The sequence below is a fragment of the Candidatus Accumulibacter sp. ACC003 genome (genome assembly GCF_907163085.1).
Classification (GTDB): Bacteria; Pseudomonadota; Gammaproteobacteria; order Burkholderiales; family Rhodocyclaceae; genus Accumulibacter.
In genome coordinates this window covers 191,551-209,607 of sequence record NZ_CAJQTX010000005.1, presented here as the reverse complement: position 1 = coordinate 209,607, position 18,057 = coordinate 191,551, and the positions used below count along the sequence as shown (strand labels likewise).

The following is an 18,057-nucleotide window of genomic DNA, read 5'->3' as shown; positions in this document are numbered from 1 at the left end:
TCAATGGCTTGCTGGGGTCGTTGGTGCTCCAACCTGCGATGCGGCCCAGCTTCTCTTCGTCGAATCCGCGCGCATACTCAGTGGCTAAGCGGTGATGGAGGTCCTGTGGTCTGCACTGTTGAGTCTGGGGCGTTCGCAGACGCGGGTTTGGACGACTTTTCGTCCCAATTGATAGCCGCGCCTATTGACCGGACGAATTCATCTGCTCGGGTATCAATAGGCATGTGCCGTAAAATCAGCGGCTTGTCTGCATTCATGGCGGGATCATCGCTGGTCGTTATTGGTTTCTTTTGATCTTCCAGCCGGGCGTCCCGCACCCGCAGGAACCCACTTCGGCCAGCGCCGGCTGCCCTCATTGACGATCAGGCCGGTCTCGGCCAGCCTCCGCAACAGGTTGTGGATACGGTTGAGCTTCTGCGCGGCGGTCAGGACTTCGGGCAGCTTGTCCAGGAGCAGGCGATCGATGTCCGCCCTCGCCACGGGCTGATGCTCGCGTACCAGCGCGACGATCATGTCCTGGTAGTACTGGCTGTCGAATCCGCGATCGCGTATGTGTTGCGCCTTCTCACCGACTGCCGCAGCGACTCGGCTGGCGACGAGAAGGTTCGGGTAGCGCCCCTCTACGAGGCTGGCCGCCTTGAGCCGTTTGCTGTCGTCGGCCGAGATGTGCTGTCGCTTCTGCACCTTGTCGAGCAGCATGATCAGTCCGAGATCCAGGTCAGTGCGCACCATCAACATTCGCGTGTAGCGCTCGTCCAGAACCCGTCCGCGCAGTGTTACCTTGACCCGCTCGGGTTCCGACAAGTCGTAGTCGGGCATCGGGAAGAAGCGCTGTCGCTGCTTCTGGAACATACGCTTGATACCGCCACCCTGCGTGTCGATCATGTTGAAGTGGACCATCGCCTCGGCGAGGAAGGGGTTACGGTAGATTTCCAGTGGCGCGTCCTGCTCGATAACCGTTTCCACTCTTCCCGGCAGGAAGCCACCGACGTTGGTCAGCAGCAGGGTGTCGGGGGTCTCCACTACCTGCACCCGCCCACGCAGCCCGTAGTCCTGATGGGCGATGCAGTTGTGCAGCGCCTCGCGGATGACCCACGGATCGTATTGAGTCAGCTCGACCGGGAACAGCGTGCCTTCCGGCAACTCGCGCACCGTGAGGTTGCGAATGCGGGCCAGCACCTTGTCCACGTTCAACAGGAACGGCGGACCGAAGTGCTGGTAATCGAGTTCCTCGTTACGTTCGTTCTTCAGCAGCCAGGTGATGCGCGCCACTCTCGGTACCAGCAGTGTCGACGATTCCGGGCGGCCCAGCAGAAGCAACGCGGCGTTCGTCACCGAGCGGCGAATCGTCAGCTTCGCCTTGCTCAGAAACGTCGCGTCGTCCCAGCCGGCCACCATCGCAGCCTGGGTGGCGAACTTGGTGGTGAACTGCGCACGAGCCTTCTCTACGGCCAGCGGGTCCAGGTCTTCCAGCGTGGCTTGCTCGCAGACCACCGCGCTCCAGTCCACGCGGCGATTCCAGATCGCACGTTCCTTCTCCGGGTACTTCGCCAACTCGGTCTTGCTCGTGCCGTCCCGGATGTAAGCAGTACCGTAGAAAAGGACCGGCCGGTCGAACGCCGGATGCACTTCAAACAGCAGCACCCGCTTGCCCTGGTAGATGAAGGTGTGGGTTTCAAAGCCGACGTTTGGGTGCAGGCCAAGCGACAACCAAAGCGACAGCAACTGCGTGCCTTTGCCTTTCTCAGCTTGTGGGTCGAAAGTGGTGCCCATCACCGCATGGCTGCCGTCCTGAATGCCGAACACCAGGTAGGCGCGCGGCTTGCCAAGCAAGCAGGCGGAGTTGGCCAGCGCCGACACGTATTCGCCAAGCACTTGGGGCTCAAGGCGATTGGCCTTGAACTCCAGCCACTCGGTCTCGCGTGGTTCCGCGCGCAGCCGGTCCAGCAGGGCGGTGAGTTCAGCGGTGTTCATGTTGCGAAGGCCTTGGCCAGCGTGGCCTGCCGCAGTGCCTGCGCGCGCTTGAGGTTGGCATCGACCTCGGACTCGACCTCACGGACGATCGACAGACGGCGGTCGACTTCGGCGACGATGCGGTGTTGTTCCGCCAGCGGCGGTACGGGAGTGGGCCACGCGAGCATCCGCTCCGCCGTCAGATGCAGAATTCCAACACCCGGCGCCAATCGCGCAAACTGACCTGTCAGGCACGTGTGAAGAAAGAAGTAGTAGACGAAGCGGGGCGTTAGCAAGCGCGCGTCTGTTCGTATTCGAATCAGCGTTTTCTGGTAGCACGCGTTCGGGATCTCCCCATTCCAAAGCGCTGGTTTCCCAACCTCATTTGGGCTACCGGAGGCCTCAGATAAAAGAATGTCGCCAACTCGAAGCCGGTAGCGCTCAATGTTTGGAAACCCCATGAACTTGACATCACTTAGATCAAGCCCATCCCAAGTCACATTGGCTGCACGAACGTAGGCGGTCTGTTCCGAGGCAGCCGCGTGAACCGGCGCGCGTTGCTGGCCGAGCTGCACTTCAGCGACCGCTTCTAGACGTTCCAGAGCCCATGCCACGGATGTGGCTGGTTCAACAAGGCGGCCTTCCATGGCGGCTTTGAGGACGGCGGCCTTGTAGCGTTTGAGGTTGACCTTGACGCGATTGAGGTTGGCGACGGCTTCGTCGAGGCGGGAGAACTGCTTTTCGATTTCTGCGACGATCTCTCTCTGCCTCTCAAGTGGCGCGATCGGAATTGCAATTTTCTTTGCATTCGCACCCGAAAGCTCCAGGAACGTCGTGCCGTTCGCTAGGCTCTCCGCGCGCCGTTTGGATCCCTTCAGCCACCAATAGACGTATTCCGGCAGAACGCCGTCGTGAAGCACGAAGCTCTTGAATCCCTGGTTTGTAGCGATCGGATTGCGCGCAATCGCCACATAGCCGATGGGGGCGCGCGAGGTGAACAGAACCGTTCCCGCCGATAGGAGCCGGGCTGCGCAAGACTGGATCCCTTTCTGCGTGATGAAGCGAGCACCGTGAGCAATGTACTTCTCGGTGTAGCCAGAAAGGTCAGCAGGAGTCAGCCAAGGAATGTCGCCGTTTTCGAAGTTGGCTGCGTCGTTTGTGCGCGGAGTGCCACCGCCTGCGACTTCCGCGATTTCGCCCATGGTCGTCCACCTCCATCCCTCAGTTACGGTATCCGGCCTTTCTACGGGAACGGCGCTCACGCCGCCAACTCCCTGTTCAAGTCCTCAATCACCTTCGTCAACTCTCCGCCAAAAATCTGATGCACTCTCCCCAGCCCGCCCCGCTGGTCGAAGGGTGCGTAGCTGAAGTCTTCTGCCTCGACGCCGAGATTGGATGCGATGTGCTCGGCCATCTTCTCCAGCCACCAGCGCTGCTCGTCGGTGAAGCCCTTGCCTGCCTCCTCCTGCTGCACCATCCACGCCTTGAAGTTGGCGGCGACGCGCTCGGGGTAGGGCACCAGTTCGTTCTCCTGGTGCATGGCGTAGCGCACCAGCGAGACGAGGTCGGTGAGGATACGTCGCTGGCTGGCGCCGCGCACCTTCTTGCCTCCGCTGGATTTGTCGAGCGCGGCATAGGCCTGCCAGAGCTGGCTTTCGGTCCATAGCTGCGGCGGTGCCTGCAGGGTGTCGGCGAGCGACTGCAGTTCGGCGAAACTCAGCGGCGCCCGGGTCGGGCGGTTGTAGAGAATTTGCAGCGCGGTGATCTCGTCGCGATGCTCGGTGATGAAGGCCTCGAAGCTCTGGACGATGCCCTGCGCGCGCTCGCGGGCGGCTGCGGAATACTCGGCGGCGAGCAGGCGATCCTGGGTGACGATGTCGATCACCAGTTCTTTCTGCGCCTTGAGGCTCAGCAGCAGCTCGCGCAGTTGCGGCTTGGCGAGCGGCTTGACCGCCTGGCGCAGCGCGTCTTCGGCTTGCTGCGGCGAGCGGTCGCTGCTCGGGTTGAGCGCCTGCACGATGGCGCGTGACAGCTCCTTCAGCTCGACGCCGCCGGCGGCGCTGCGCACCCTGGCGCGCTCGGCGTCGCTGAGCCGCGCGTCAAGGCGCGACAGGCGTAACGCGACGCTGGACAGCACTTCGGGTTCGACGTTGCCGAGGCTGATGGCCTGCAGCAGCGCGCTCAACGGCACCGACTTCTTTTGGTCCATCGGCCGCGAGTCGGTCTTGTCGCGCTCGCAGACACCAACGCAGTCGACGATCACGAAGCGGTCCTTGTGTGCGTGTTCGCCGGGGGTGACGCCGCGCAGGTCGTCGTCGCTGACGATGCGCACGCCGCGGCCCTTCATCTGTTCGAAGAAGCTGCGGCTCTTGACGCTGCGCATGAAGACGACGATCTCGACCGGCTTGATGTCGGTGCCGGTGGCGATCATGTCGACGGTGACGGCGATGCGCGGGTAGTAGCTGCTGCGGAAGGCCCGGATCAGGTTTTCCGGCGTGTCGCCGGTGCTGCGGTAGGTGATCTTCTGCGCGAAGTCGTTGCCGCGGCCGAACTCCTGGCGAAGGATTTCGACGATGGCTTCGGCGTGGTTGTCGTCCTTGGCGAAGACCAGCGTCTTGGGCAGCTCGCTGCGCTGCGGAAAGAGGTCGCGCTGCCAGTTGTCGCGCAGCGTGCGGGCGATGGTGCGGATCTGGTCGGGCGTCTGCACGCTGCGGTCGAGTTCGGCCGGCTCGTACTCGAAGTCGTCGTCGAGCTGCCAGTCGCGGCGCGCACGGGTAGCCTTGTCGCGCACTTCGAGCCAGTAGCCGGCTTCCACTTTCGCGCCGGCTTCGCTGACTTCGGTGCGGATGCGATAAACGTCGTAGTTGACATTGACGCCGTCGGCGACCGCCTGCTCGTGGCCGTATTCCATCACCAGGTTTTTGTTGAAGAAGCCAAAGGTCTGCTTGTTGGGCGTCGCGGTGAGGCCGACCAGGTAGGCGTCGAAGTATTCGAGCACCTGCCGCCACAAGTTGTAGATCGAGCGGTGCGCTTCGTCGGTGACGATGATGTCGAAGGTCTCGATCGGGATCGCCGGGTTGTAGTCGATCGGCTCGGGCTGCTTGAACAGGGCGTCGATGCCGGCGGTGCTCTGCTCGTCGTCTGCCTCGGCCAGTTCGCGGCCCTTGAGCATCGAGTACATGCGCTGGATGGTGGCGATGCAGACGCGCGCGGTGCTGTCCAGGTGGTTGCTGACGAGGTGCTGGACGATGAACTCCTCGCCGAACTTGAAGTTGTTGACCGGCGAGACGTACTGGTCAAACTCCTTTTTCGCCTGGCGGCCGAGGTTGCCGCGGTCGACCAGGAACAGCACGCGGCGCGCGCCGGCGAATTTGATCAGCCGGTAGATGAAGCTGATCGCGGTGAAGGTCTTGCCACTGCCGGTGGCCATCTGGATCAGCGCGCGCGGCTTGTTGGCCGCCAGTGAACGTTCCAGGTTGTTGATGGCGGTGATCTGGGCCGGCCAGAGTCGCTGCTTGCTGACGCCGTCGCCCGCGTAGCCCCACTCGGTGAGCAGCTCGGGCATATGGCGCATACGGGCAAGGAAGGTGAGCGGTGCGAAATCGGCGTGCGGGGCAGCGTTGCCGCTGCCGGTGGCGAAGACCGGCGTTTGCGGCAGCGCCTTGAGCCATTCGCTGAGCGTCGCCGGCTGGTGAAAAGCGAAGACGTTACGGGCGCGTGGCTCGGGGTCGAGGCCGTTGCTGAAGTGCGTTTCGGCGCCAGTCGATTCGTAGATGAAGGGTAGCGGCCGCCGCCATGCCGGCAGGCTGCGCGGCAGGCCCTGCGCGTAACGCGCCGACTGGATCTCGACGCCGGTGAGCGTCGCGCCCCGCTTCTTGGCTTCGATGACGCCAGCGGCCTTGCCATCGACGTACAGCAGGTAGTCGGCAAAGCCGTTCCCGGCTTCGAGCGGGAACTCGCGCAGCGCGACGCCACGCGCGGCATGAATGTCGGCTGCAGCGACGTCCTGCACGGCCCAGCCGGCGGCGCTCAGCAGCTGGTCGATGTGCTCGCGGGCGAGTTGCTCGGCGGTGCGCATGGCTTCTACGCCGGGGTCGGGAGCGTGGTGTTGACGACCATCGCACGCGGTGGGCAGTGCTCCGGTGAGCGCCGGTATGCGGGTGCTCGCGGCGTCAGGAACATCGCTTCAACCTCCCGAGTCTGTTTTTTCTTTTGGCTTTGCGTCGCGCACAGTTCAGCGTCGAGCGTGCCTGCGGCGATGAAGCCGACATCTTGCCACAGCGATGCGTGGACGGCGCAGCGAACGGGCGCACGCATGTCGGCCACCTCGCCGTGCCCGCCGCTAGGATGGCGGGCGGCAGCTGGTGGGTGGGCCGACGCGCGGGCGCCTTCGATTGCACCCGGCACGCAAAACAGCTGCTGCAAATGGCTTAGAATCTCGGCTTCCCGAACCTGACCAAGCAAGGCTGCATGCGGGCGAAGTCTGGATCTTCTCGTCGGCCAATGCCTGGCCGCCAACGCAGCTAGTGAACGAAAACCTTATGGAAGCCACCCGCATCTGCTTTGTCCGCCATGGCGAAACGTCCTGGAACGCGGAAAAGCGTATTCAGGGAAATATCGACGTTGGTCTGGATGAAGCGGGGCTGGCGCAGGCCGATGCTGCCGCACAGTGGCTGGCGCCGCTGGCGTTCGACGCGCTCTACAGCAGCGACCTGCAACGCGCGCGCCAGACCGCCGGGCGCATCGCGGGCGCCTTGAAACTGGTGCCGATCCTGCGGCCGGAGTTCCGCGAGCGGCGCTACGGGCTTTTCGAAGGGCTGACCTACGAGCAGTCGCGGAGCCGCTACCCCGACGTGTACGCGCTGTTCGAAGCGCGCGTGCCGGATTTCGTGATTCCGTACGGCGGCGAGAGTCTGCAGCAACTGCAGCTGCGGGTGAGCGCCGGCTTGCGACGCGCGGTCGACGAGCATCGCGGCCAGACGATCGTCGTGGTGACGCACGGCGGTGTTCTGGACATCGTCAACCGTCTGGTGCGTGGCACTTCGCTGCGTCAGCCGCGCGATTTCACGATCCCCAACGCGGGCATCAACTGGGTGACTGCCACGGGCGACCGCTGGCACATGGAAGCGTGGGGCGTGACCGACCATCTGGCGATGGTCGGGCTTGACGAGCTACCGTAGCGACCTGGCGACGCCAGGCCGCCAAGCGGGAAGTCGCCAGGTCGCGTTCAGGCGTTCAGGCTTTCGGCTGCACCGGGCTGCGGCGACTTGACTCGCCCATCAGCTCGAGCAGCGACGCCATCCCCTGGCGCAGATTCCCCAGCACCGGCGGCGGCATTTTCCCCAAAGCGCCGCGCAGCTGGCCCTGCATCGGGCCGGGAATATCCTTGATCACTTCGGCGCCCTCATCGGTGAGGTGCAGACGGACCACGCGGTTGTCGGTGTCGCGCCGTTCACGGCGCACCAACTGGCGTGCTTCGAGCTTGTCGAGCAGGTTGCTGGCGGTGGAAGGCCTGATATGCAGGGCACTCGCCAGCTGCGAGACACGCAGACCGGGGCGCGCCGAAATCTGCCACAGCGCCCACAGCTGCGAGCCGCTCAGACCGTGCGTGTCGTCGATGTTCTGCATGCCGTTCTGAACCGAGCGCACCAACTGCAGCAGCTTGCCGAAGGCGTCATCCGCGCCGGCAGCGGGCCCGTCTTGCTGACCATCAGGCAGCTGCTCTCGCGAACTTTCCTGGCTACCGACTTTCTTTGTTTGAGTCATCTATCAACCCCTGCGTTGCCTGAAAACTATTTTCATGCAATACTATTTGGCTCAAACTGTTTGTACAAGCAAAATTTTCGCCAGATGCTTGCCAACCCGGATTTAAATGGACAAAACAATACTCGATCAAATTCTTTCCTTCGGCCAACAGCTCACGCCATCAATGGCGTCGGCCTTGCGCATCTGCCTCATCCTCGTGCTCGCCTGGCTGGCGATGGCCTTCTCGCACAAACTGATCCGCACTTTCCGCATCTACATCAGCAGTGGCATGCACGATGGTGAAGAGGTGCAGCGGGCGGCGACGCTCGGGCGCGTCTTCCGCTACGCCGTGTCGGTGATCATTTCGCTGGTTGCCGGCATCCTGGTGCTGGCCGAGGTGGGCGTGTCGGTTGCTCCTATCCTTGGCGCTGCCGGTGTTGTCGGCGTCGCCGTCGGTTTCGGTGCGCAGAGTCTGGTCAAGGATTACTTCTCGGGTTTCTTCCTGCTGCTGGAGAACCAGATCCGTCTTGGCGATGTGATAGACGCCGGTGGCAAGAGTGGCATGGTCGAGGAACTCACCTTGCGCTACGTACGTATGCGCAACTACGACGGCCACGTGCACTTTGTTCCGAACGGCAGCATCACGACGGTCACCAACATGACCCGTGGTTTCGCGCAGGCAGTCGTCGATGTCGGCGTTGCTTACCGCGAGAGCGTCGATCAGGCGCTGGCGGTGATGCGCACCGTCGGCACCGAGTTGCGCGCCGATCCCGATTTCGCGGCCAAGATCCTCGACGACGTCGAGATCGTCGGCGTCGATGCCTGGCGCGATTCGGCGGTCATCCTGCGCTGTCGCTTCAAGGTTGTCGCCATCGAACAGTGGACCATTCGCCGCGAATACCTGCGCCGCCTCAAGGACGCCTTCGATGCTGCCGCCATCGAAATTCCCTATCCGCATCTCACCGTCTATCCCGGCCAGGGCAAGGATGGCTCAAGCCCGCCCTTGCATCTGTCGATGGATGGCGCCACGCAGCATCCAGGAGGTACGCAATGAAAGTTAGCAATCCCGTCGTCGCCAATAGCCTGCTCAGCGAACACGACATCTACCTCTTTCGCGAGGGCAGCCACACCCGCCTCTACGACCGTTTCGGCGCGCACGCCACCACCAAGGCCGGCAAGGCCGGTTTCCAGTTCAGCGTCTGGGCGCCCAACGCGGAGAAAGTCTCGGTGGTCGGCGACTTCAACAACTTTCAGGCCGACAGTCATCGGTTGCATCGTCGCGGCGATAACTCGGGCGTCTGGGAGGGCTTCATCGCCGGGGGGGCGCTCGGCGACAGCTACAAATTCCAGATCACCAGCGGCATGGGGACGCAGGAGAAAGCCGACCCCTTTGCCCGCCAATCCGAAGAGCCGCCGCGCAGCGCTTCGCGCCTGTGCACGCTCGACTACAACTGGAGCGACGGCGAGTGGATGGGCAAACGACGGGCGATCAATGCCCTCGACGCGCCACTGTCGATTTACGAAGTACATCTCGGTTCGTGGCGGCGCGTTCCCGAGGACGGCAACCGTTCGCTGAGCTACCGCGAAATGGCGCAGGAGTTGAGCGCCTACGTCTGCGAAATGGGCTTCACGCACGTCGAACTGATGCCGGTGATGGAGCACCCGTTCTACGGCTCCTGGGGCTACCAGACCACGGGCTATTTCGCGCCGACGGCGCGCTACGGAAGTCCCGAGGACCTGATGTTCCTGATTGACACCCTGCATCAGGCCGGGATCGGTGTCATCCTCGACTGGGTACCCTCGCACTTCCCCGCCGACGGCCATGGCCTGGCCAATTTCGACGGCACCTGTCTCTACGAACACGAAGATCCGCGGCAGGGCTTTCACCCCGACTGGAAGAGCTCGATCTTCAACCTTGGTCGCAACGAAGTGCGTGGCTTCCTGATGTCGAGCGCGCTGTTCTGGCTCGACAAGTACCACATCGACGGCTTGCGCGTCGACGCCGTCGCTTCGATGCTCTACCTCGACTACGGGCGCCAGGAAGGCGAGTGGATCCCGAACGAGCATGGCGGCCGCGAGAATCTCGAATCGATGAGTTTTCTGCGCAGCCTCAACGAAGCCGTCTACCGCGACTATCCCGACGTGCAGACGATGGCCGAAGAGTCCACCGCCTGGCCGATGGTTTCGCGCCCGACGTACATGGGCGGCCTCGGTTTCGGCATGAAGTGGAACATGGGCTGGATGAACGACACGCTGAAGTATTTCCAGCAACAGCCGCTATTCCGCAAGTACCAGCACGACAAACTGACGTTTACGATCTGGTACGCGTTCACCGAAAACTTCGTGCTGCCGCTGTCGCACGACGAAGTGGTGCATGGCAAGGGCGCGTTGATCGGCAAGATGCCGGGCGACGACTGGCAGCAGTTCGCCAACCTGCGCGTGCTCTTTGGCTTGATGTGGGCGCATCCCGGCAAGAAGCTGTTGTTCATGGGCGGCGAACTCGGCCAGCGACGCGAGTGGCAGCACGACGAAAGTCTCGAATGGCATCTCCTGCAATACCCGTCGCACCACGGCGTGCAGTCCTGGGTCAAAGACCTCAATCGTGTCTATCGTCAGGAAAAAGCGCTGCATGAGAGGGACTTCAGCGCCGACGGCTTCGCCTGGAGCGATGCCCAGAACTGGGAGGAAAGCGTTATCAGCTTCCTGCGCTACGGCAAGAACCGCGACGATACCGTGCTGGTGGTCTGCAACTTCACGCCGGTACCGCGCCATGACTACGTCGTTGGCGTGCCGCGCGGCGGCGCCTGGCAAGAGGTGCTGAACAGCGACGCAGCGGTCTATGGCGGCAGCGGCATGGGCAATTGTGGTCAGGTCGAGGCCTCATCGCAGGCCACGCATGGCTATTCCCATTGCCTGTCGCTGACCTTGCCGCCGCTGGCGGTGCTGATCTTCAAGCCGGTCGCCGAGAGCAAGGCCCTGGCATGAGCGATGGTACGTTCGAGCGGCGCAGTAGAGGGCTTGGCGCGGCCAGTACGGCGGCCGCCCATCCCCCTTGCATGCGCTTGCCAATCGGCTGATGCTTTGCCACTTCATGGTGACGAACAATGACGCCGTGCTCGCCATCGCCCGCCCGGACCTGCAAGACGGTCGGGCCGGGCGGATAGAATTGCCCCTGGCCGAACCGGCTTGCAGCCGGTCCGCCTTGCCAGGCGATCACATACCTACCGATAAGCGCGTTCTCGTTGCGACGAGATGCGTAACTTTGACGACTTCCCTTGAGTGGAGGAAATGATGCAAAAAGCCAATGAGTTTATGGAAAAAGCCGCCGCAGCGGCTGAGCTGACCTGGGAAAACGACCCCCTGTGGTACAAGGACGCCATCATTTATGAATTGCACGTCAAGGCGTTCAAGGACAGTGGCGACGACGGCATCGGCGACTTCAAGGGATTGACCGAGAAGCTCGACTACATCCAGGATCTCGGCGTCAATACGCTCTGGCTGCTGCCCTTCTACCCGTCGCCGATGCGCGACGATGGTTACGACATTTCCGACTACCACAACGTCAGTCCCGACTACGGCAACCGCAACGACGCCCGCGTCTTCATCCGCGAAGCGCATCGCCGCGGCTTGCGGGTGATCACCGAGCTGGTCATCAACCACACCTCCGACCAGCACCCCTGGTTTCAGGCGGCACGGCGGGCGCCGGCGGGGTCGAAGAAACGCGATTTCTACGTCTGGTCCGATACCGACAAGAAATTTCCGGAAACACGCATCATCTTCACCGACACCGAGAAGTCGAACTGGGCGTGGGACGAGGTCGCCGGCGCCTACTACTGGCACCGTTTCTTCTCGCACCAACCCGACCTCAACCACAACAACCCGGACGTCGTCAAAGCGGTGATCCGCATCATGCGCTTCTGGCTGGACATGGGCGTCGACGGCCTGCGCCTCGACGCCATTCCCTACCTGTGCGTGCGCGAAGGCACCAACAACGAGAACGTCCCCGAGACGCATGCGGTGATCAAGCAGATCCGCGCGGCCATCGATTCGCGCTACCAGAATCGCATGCTGCTGGCCGAGGCCAACATGTGGCCGGAAGACGTGCGCGAGTACTTTGGCGACGGCGACGAGTGCCACATGGCGTACAACTTTCCGGTGATGCCGCGGATTTTTATGGCCGTCGCCCAGGAAGAGCGCCATCCGATCATCGAGATCATGAACCAGACGCCGGACATCCCCGAAAGCTGCCAGTGGGCGATCTTCCTGCGTAACCACGATGAACTGACGCTGGAAATGGTCACCCAGCGCGAACGTGCCTTCATGTACGAGGCCTACGCCTCGGATCCGCGGATGCGGGTGAACGTCGGCATCCGCCGCCGCCTGGCGCCGCTGATGGACAACAACCGCCACAAGATCGAACTGGTGACCTTCCTGATCCTGACGCTGCCCGGGTCGCCGGTACTCTACTACGGCGACGAAATCGGCATGGGCGACAACATTTATCTCGGCGACCGCAACGGCGTGCGCACGCCGATGCAGTGGAGCCCGGATCGCAACGCCGGCTTTTCCCGGGCCGACCCGCAGCGCCTCTACCTGCCGCCGAACATGGACCCGATCTACGGCTACGAAGCGGTCAACGTCGAGGCGCAGGCGCGCAATTCGTCGTCGCTGCTGCACTGGAACAAGCGTCTGATCGCCGTCCGCAAGAACTACAAGGCTTTCGGCCGCGGCAGCATCAAGTTCCTCGAACCCGGCAACCGCAAGATTCTCGCCTACGTTCGCGAGTACGAAGACGAGACGCTGCTCTGCGTGGTGAACCTGTCGCGCCATGCGCAACCCGTCGAACTTGAGTTGGCGGCGTTCAAGAACCGGGTGCCCGTCGAACTGCTCGGGCGCTCGGCTTTTCCGCCGATCGGCGACCTGCCTTACCTGTTGACGCTGGCCGGCCATGGCACCTACTGCTTCCGTCTGGCGACCGACGTCGAGGTGCCTTACTGGCACGAGGAGCGCCTGGCGCGTCCGGAGTTGCCGGTGCTGGTACTGACCGAGGGCTGGATGACCTTCTCGGGTGGCAAGAGCAGTGCCACCACCGTCCGTCGGGCGATCGCCGCGGCCACCCGCGACCAGCTGCAGCACAAGGTGCTGGCGCCGTACATAGCGACCAAGCGCTGGTTCGCCGGCAAGGGCCACGCCATCGAGTCGATCAAGATCCTCGAACAAGCGCCCTGGGAAACCGACCACGGCAGCTGGCTGGTGACGATCATCGAAGTGCATTGCGCCGACCTCGAAGCGCAGGTCTACTCTTTGCCGCTGGCGATCTGCTGGGACGATGAAACGAGCGAGGAACAGCGCGCCGTACTGGCCGCCTGGGCGCTCGCGCGGGTCCGGCAAAAGGACCGCACCGGCCTGCTCTACGGGGCTTTCGGCGCCGACGGCTTCTGCCGTGCGCTGGCCGAGGGAATCGGCAAGAATGAGGCCGTGCCCTTTGGCCGCGGGCGACTCGAGTTCCACGCCTCGCCGGCATTCGCGACGCTGGCTGCCGGTCTCGCTGCGCCAGTACGCCATCCGGCGCTCGAGCAGAGCAACACCGCGGTGTACTTCGGCGATCAGCTGTTTCTCAAGGGCTATCGTCGTTTGCAGCCCGGCGTCAACCCCGAAGTCGAAGTCGGCCGTTTCCTGACCGACCAGTCGCCTTACGCGCATATCGCGCCGGTCGCCGGATCGGTCGAGTACCGCCGCGCCGACGGCCAGACGACGACCCTGGCGCTGTTGCAGGGCTACACCGAGAATCAGGGTGACAGCTGGAATTTCGCCGTCGACTACCTCGAACGCTTCCTCGGCGAACCCGAACTGCCGGCCGAAGAAGACAACCCCGCCAACCCGCATGCCTACTTCCTTTCACTGATGGAGTTGCTTGGTCGCCGAACCGGCGAACTGCATCAGGCTTTCGCCGTATGCACCGGCAACCCTGTCTTCGAGCGCGAAGCGATCACCTCGGCCGACCTCGGTCAGTGGTCCAGCGCGCTGCAGGCCGACGCGGTCGCCACCTTCGACGAACTTGAAAAGCGTCGCGACAGCCTCCCCGACGACGTCCGTGCCGCGTGTGACCGACTGTCCGCGTTGCGGCCGGCGCTGCTCGACCGCATTTCGCCGCAGGCGCTGACCAGCATTGCGGCGGCCAAGACGCGCTACCACGGCGACTATCATCTGGGTCAGGTACTGCGGGTGGACCACGATTTTGTGATCATCGACTTCGAAGGCGAGCCGGCGCGAGCAATGGAAGAGCGCCGTCAGAAGCATTCGCCGCTGCGCGACGTCGCCGGCATGCTGCGTTCCTTCAGCTATGCCGCGGCGGTAGCCACCAATCGCATCACCGCCGAACGCCCCGCCGACCGCCACCGTGTCGGCCCGCTGGTCGAGGCCTGGGAAGAACAGGTGACCGACGCCTTCCTCGGCGGCTACCGCGAGGCCATCAAGGGCTGCCCGGTGTGGCCGGAGGCGCCCGGCGCCGCCGAGCGTCTGATCGAGTTCTTCGTGATCGACAAGGCGCTCTATGAATTGCGCTACGAAATGGGCAACCGCCCCGACTGGCTGCCGATTCCTCTGTTCAGTTTGCTCCGCACGCTGGATGGCCAGGCCGACGCGGACGCCGACGAGCTGCAAGGAACGATCTAAGATCAACAACACAGGAGAGCAATCGTGAAAGTACTCGCTATGGTTCTGGCCGGCGGCCAGGGTTCCCGACTTCATCCCTTGACCGCCGAGCGGTCCAAACCAGCTGTTCCGTTCGGCGGCCGTTACCGCATCGCCGACTTTGTGCTCAGTAACATGGTGAACTCCGAAATCCGCGGCATCTACATGATGGTTCAGTACAAGTCGCAGTCGCTGATCGAGCACGTCGCCAAGGCCTGGGGGAATTCAAACGCCTACACCGGCCAGTTCGTCACCGTCGTGCCACCGCAGATGCGCGGCGGCGGTACGGAGTGGTTCCAGGGCACCTCAGACGCGGTCTTCCAGAACATCAACCTGATCGAGCGCCACTCGCCGGATTTGGTCGCCGTCTTCGGTGCCGATCACATCTACCGCATGGACGTACGGCAGATGATCGACTTCCACCGCCGGAATTCGGCGCACGTGTCGGTGGCGGCGATTCCGGTGCCACTGGCCGAGGCCTCGGCCTTCGGCATCATCGACGCCGACAAGCGACACCGCATCCGCGGCTTCCTTGAAAAACCAGCCAATCCACCGGCGATGCTCACCGACCCGACGCGTGCCTACGGCTCGATGGGCAACGAATAAGGATAGATCGTGCGAAGCCACGATCTGATCCGTTTGTTGGACGAGCCCGGGCCGGAGCGCTGGGCGCGCCCTCTGCAAATATCTTTTTTGGATTTACCCCGCAGGCATGAATGCCGAAGGGCGGGGAGCGGGCCGTCGCCGCGCGCTGCGGCACCGTCAGCGAAGATCGCGCAAATCCGGCCGTTTTGGCGTCCCGGCCACTGAACTCCGGGCGACCCCGTCACTCAGCTTGGGGAAACTGAAGTCCCAAAGGCGGCCGGACAGCGCTGTGAAGGCGGCTTACACGATCAGGCAGCGATCGCGACGAGCGGTGGAGCAGCGACGAAGGCGGGCGATGTTGATCGAATACGCGTCCGGACAATTGACATCACGGAGCCACAGCACGGGCAAAGCATCGCTGGCCGCTCCTTGCGCGGCGGCGTGAAGCGGCTGGGATCGAACTTCAGCAAGCGGTGCAGCAAACTGATCAGGCGCTTGCAGTTGGCGTGCAGGAAGCCGAAATTGCGGGCGCGGCGAAAGCCCTTGGGTAGCACGTGCTGGAGGATCAGCCAGAGGAAATCGGCGCCGGCTAGCGAGCGCTTTTCCGACTTGCCGGTTTGTGCGTTGCGGTAGCGGAAGCTCACCCGCCCATCCTTACAAGCGAGGATGTCCTGTTCACGGATGACGCCGCGGTAGAGGTAACGACCGAGGTAGATCAGGGCCTTCTCGCCGCTGCCCACCGATTTGCAGTGCGCTACCCATTCCCGCGGATAGGACGCCGGCAGGCAAATGCCGGCCGCCTCGATCGCCGCCAGCATTTTGGCCCGGAAGACCTTGGCCATCGCCTTCTCGTTGAACAGGTAGGTGCCGTTCTTGCCGCGCCGCTTGCGTCGCCAGCGCTGCTTCGCGGCATCGATCGCTGCCGCGGGGACGACGAGATGGACATGCGGGTGGAAGTCGAGCCGACGCGAGTGCGTGTGCAGGACCGCGATGGCGCCGGGCGTGCCCTGCAACTGCCGGTCGTTCTGACTGAAGCGGTGCACCGTTTCCCAGGCACAGCGCATCAAGCCATCGAAGACGACGTCGGCGTGCGCCGCAGCGAGCCCGCGCAATTCGGCCGGCAGCGTGAAGGTCAGCAGAAAGTAGTCGGCCGGGACGAGGCGCTCTATCTGACGTTCCAGCCATTGCTGGCTCTCGTGGTGCTGGCAGTGCGGGCAAAGGCGATGGCCGCAGGAATGCGGAACGAGTTTTTGCTGATCGCAGCCTTCGCACTGGAGCTGCATCATCGGGCTGGCCGGGCCGCGGCAATCGCGCATCGCCGAGAGTGCCCGAAGCTGATCGAAGCTCAGGCGGTGGCGAAATTGCGTCATGAAGTCCGCTTCGAATTCGGCAATGACAGAGCCGAGGCGGATCATCGCGGCGTCCCCTTGCTCAGGCAAAAGCGGTCCATCAGCGCGTTGATGCGGTCGATGGCGTGATGCCGGGTTTGATCCGTCAGATGGGTGTAGCGAACCGTCGTGAGAATCGACTGATGGCCGAGAATGCTCTGCACCTCGGTGAGCTCGACGCCCGCCTCGATCAGGTGCGTGGCATAGGCGTGACGCAAACTGTGCGGCGAAATGTTTTTTTTAGCCCGCAGGATTCGACCACCGCCCGCAGTGCCTTCTGAACGCCGCTGCGATTGAGCGGTGTCCTGGCGCTGCTCGCACCTGGCAAGCCGCCGCGGCGATTGGGAAACAGCAGAACGGGATTACGGTGGCGCTGCCAGAAACAACGCAGGAGTCGGTAGGTGGCCGTCGGCAGCGGCACCAGGCGATCCTTGTTGCCCTTGGCATCGCGGATATGCACCCGCCCGCGCGCGCCGTCGATGTCGGCGACCGTCAGCCGTAAACCTTCGCCCAGGCGCAGGCCGAGACTGTAGAGGGTGAAGAAGAAGACCCGGTAACTGAGCACCTGCGTGGCCAGGAAAATCCGCTCGGTCTCCTCGACCGTGACGATGTCCGGCAGGCGCTGTGAACGCGGCGGCTTGATCAGACCGGGCGCCACCCAGGGTTTCTTCAGCACGTGCTCGTAGTAAAACTTGAGCCCGTACAGATCGAGCTTGAGCGAACTCCAGGAGTGCGTCTCACGCAGGTCGGCGAAGTAATCCAACAGGTCGGCCTCGCTCAGATCGTCGATCTGATGAGCGAAGTAATCTCCCACCCGGCGGACGGCGCGCGAATACGCGTCGATCGTCTTCGGCTGCAAGCCCTTGAGCTTCAGGTGCTTCTGGTGCAGCTCGTAGTTCGTGTCAAAAATCGTCGTTGCGACAGCGGACATCTCTTCCATCTTGCGGTAACCTCGCATTCGTCATGAACGTCCCTCGGATGAGGGGCGAGGTCACATCTTGAGTCAACGCGACGACAGCACCGGGGTTTCCTCCGCGTAGCGGCTTCGTCCAACTATCTGTTCAACACCGATGTCCTGCTCAAAGCGCTGCGCGAGGCCAACGATAATGACGAGCACGATTTCGGCCACCACATCCTGCCGCGGCTGATCAAAACGCATCAGGTGCTGGCCTACAACTTCGCTGACAACCATGTCCCCGGCGTCGCCGATTACGAGGAGCAGTCGTACTGGCGCGATGTCGGCAACATCGACGCCTACTACGCCGCCCATTACGACGTCCTCAGCGCCAAGCCGCGCTTCAACCTCTTCAATCCGAAGTGGTTCATCAACTCCAGCTCTTACCAGGGACCATCGCCGATGATCACTGGCGAGGTCAGCAACAGCACCATCGCCGCGGGCTCGCGAGTCAGCGGCGCACGGATCAAGAACTCGATGCTGCGTCGCGAAGTCATCGTCGAGGAAGACGTCGAAATTGAAGACTGCCTGATCATGGACTACACGGTCATCCGCCGTGGCTCGCGCCTGAAACGGGTCATCGTCGACCGCTACAACGTCATTGAACCAAACTCGCGCATCGGCTTCGACGCCGCTGCCGACCGCGCCCGCTATACCGTCAGCGATGGCGGCATCGTCGTCCTCGCCAAAGGCGAGGACATCGCGGGCGTCACCCGCTACCAGATTTAGGAGATCACC

The 18,057-nt window shown here is 63.0% G+C and carries 12 protein-coding genes and 2 pseudogenes; 6 read left to right on the top strand and 8 right to left on the bottom strand.

Translation table 11 applies throughout. The annotated features are described in order from the left end of the window. Positions 1-264 precede the first annotated feature (264 nt). Genes QZ656_RS10780 through QZ656_RS10765 form a run of 4 tightly spaced genes read right to left on the bottom strand, consistent with a single transcriptional unit; the run spans position 265 to position 6,417 of the window. Positions 265-1,974 carry an RNA-binding domain-containing protein gene (locus QZ656_RS10780; RefSeq protein WP_291993386.1) on the bottom strand — a complete coding sequence of 570 codons (1,710 nt, stop codon included), beginning with the start codon at positions 1,972-1,974 and terminating at the stop codon, positions 265-267. Continuing rightward, complete coding sequence (locus QZ656_RS10775) at positions 1,971-3,215, bottom strand: restriction endonuclease subunit S (protein ID WP_291993385.1); 1,245 nt, start codon at positions 3,213-3,215, stop codon at positions 1,971-1,973. Before QZ656_RS10775 ends, QZ656_RS10780 begins: the two co-directional genes overlap by 4 nt. Then, entirely contained in the window at positions 3,212-6,031 is a 2,820-nt protein-coding gene (locus QZ656_RS10770; RefSeq protein ID WP_291993384.1) for a type I restriction-modification enzyme R subunit C-terminal domain-containing protein, read from the bottom strand. Before QZ656_RS10770 ends, QZ656_RS10775 begins: the two co-directional genes overlap by 4 nt. Positions 6,032-6,036: 5 nt before the next feature. Beyond that, complete coding sequence (locus tag QZ656_RS10765; RefSeq protein WP_291993383.1) at positions 6,037-6,417, bottom strand: hypothetical protein; 381 nt, start codon at positions 6,415-6,417, stop codon at positions 6,037-6,039. Positions 6,418-6,494: 77 nt separating this feature from the next. Between QZ656_RS10765 and QZ656_RS10760 the strand changes: the two genes are divergently transcribed. Then, complete coding sequence (locus tag QZ656_RS10760) at positions 6,495-7,133, top strand: histidine phosphatase family protein (RefSeq protein ID WP_291993382.1); 639 nt, start codon at positions 6,495-6,497, stop codon at positions 7,131-7,133. A gap of 55 nt (positions 7,134-7,188) precedes the next feature. On the opposite strand, the gene QZ656_RS10755 is transcribed toward QZ656_RS10760, so the two are convergent. Then, positions 7,189-7,719: a MarR family transcriptional regulator gene (locus QZ656_RS10755; protein ID WP_291993381.1), complete on the bottom strand. Its 531-nt coding sequence runs from the start codon at positions 7,717-7,719 to the stop codon at positions 7,189-7,191. A 106-nt stretch (positions 7,720-7,825) separates the two neighbouring features. Here QZ656_RS10755 and QZ656_RS10750 point away from each other — a divergent pair, with 106 nt between their 5' ends. From QZ656_RS10750 to QZ656_RS10735, 4 genes and pseudogenes are all read left to right on the top strand, one after another. After that, positions 7,826-8,752: a mechanosensitive ion channel family protein gene (locus QZ656_RS10750; protein WP_291993380.1), complete on the top strand. Its 927-nt coding sequence runs from the start codon at positions 7,826-7,828 to the stop codon at positions 8,750-8,752. After that, positions 8,749-10,683 (top strand): 1,4-alpha-glucan branching protein GlgB, encoded by a 1,935-nt coding sequence (gene glgB, locus QZ656_RS10745; protein WP_291993379.1) that lies wholly within the window; start codon positions 8,749-8,751, stop codon positions 10,681-10,683. The genes QZ656_RS10750 and glgB overlap by 4 nt, the downstream gene beginning before the upstream one ends. Before the next feature lie 306 nt (positions 10,684-10,989). Next, entirely contained in the window at positions 10,990-14,373 is a 3,384-nt protein-coding gene (treS, locus tag QZ656_RS10740; protein WP_291993378.1) for a maltose alpha-D-glucosyltransferase, read from the top strand. A 39-nt stretch (positions 14,374-14,412) separates the two neighbouring features. Beyond that, a pseudogene (locus QZ656_RS10735) lies at positions 14,413-14,991 on the top strand (sugar phosphate nucleotidyltransferase); the annotation flags it as partial. A gap of 293 nt (positions 14,992-15,284) precedes the next feature. On the opposite strand, the gene QZ656_RS10730 reads toward QZ656_RS10735, so the two are convergent. From QZ656_RS10730 to QZ656_RS10720, 3 genes and pseudogenes are all read right to left on the bottom strand, one after another. Beyond that, on the bottom strand, positions 15,285-16,391 hold the full coding sequence (locus QZ656_RS10730; RefSeq protein ID WP_291991620.1) for a transposase: 1,107 nt from the start codon (positions 16,389-16,391) through the stop codon (positions 15,285-15,287). After that, positions 16,388-17,295: pseudogene (locus tag QZ656_RS10725) on the bottom strand (site-specific integrase). The gene QZ656_RS10730 and the pseudogene QZ656_RS10725 overlap by 4 nt, the downstream one beginning before the upstream one ends. A gap of 72 nt (positions 17,296-17,367) precedes the next feature. Continuing rightward, a complete protein-coding gene (locus tag QZ656_RS10720; protein WP_291993377.1) occupies positions 17,368-17,523 on the bottom strand; it encodes a hypothetical protein in 156 nt (51 codons plus the stop codon). On the opposite strand from QZ656_RS10720, the gene QZ656_RS10715 reads away from it, so the two are divergent. Continuing rightward, a complete protein-coding gene (locus QZ656_RS10715) occupies positions 17,452-18,048 on the top strand; it encodes a sugar phosphate nucleotidyltransferase (RefSeq protein WP_291993831.1) in 597 nt (198 codons plus the stop codon). The genes QZ656_RS10720 and QZ656_RS10715 overlap by 72 nt on opposite strands. Positions 18,049-18,057 lie beyond the last annotated feature (9 nt).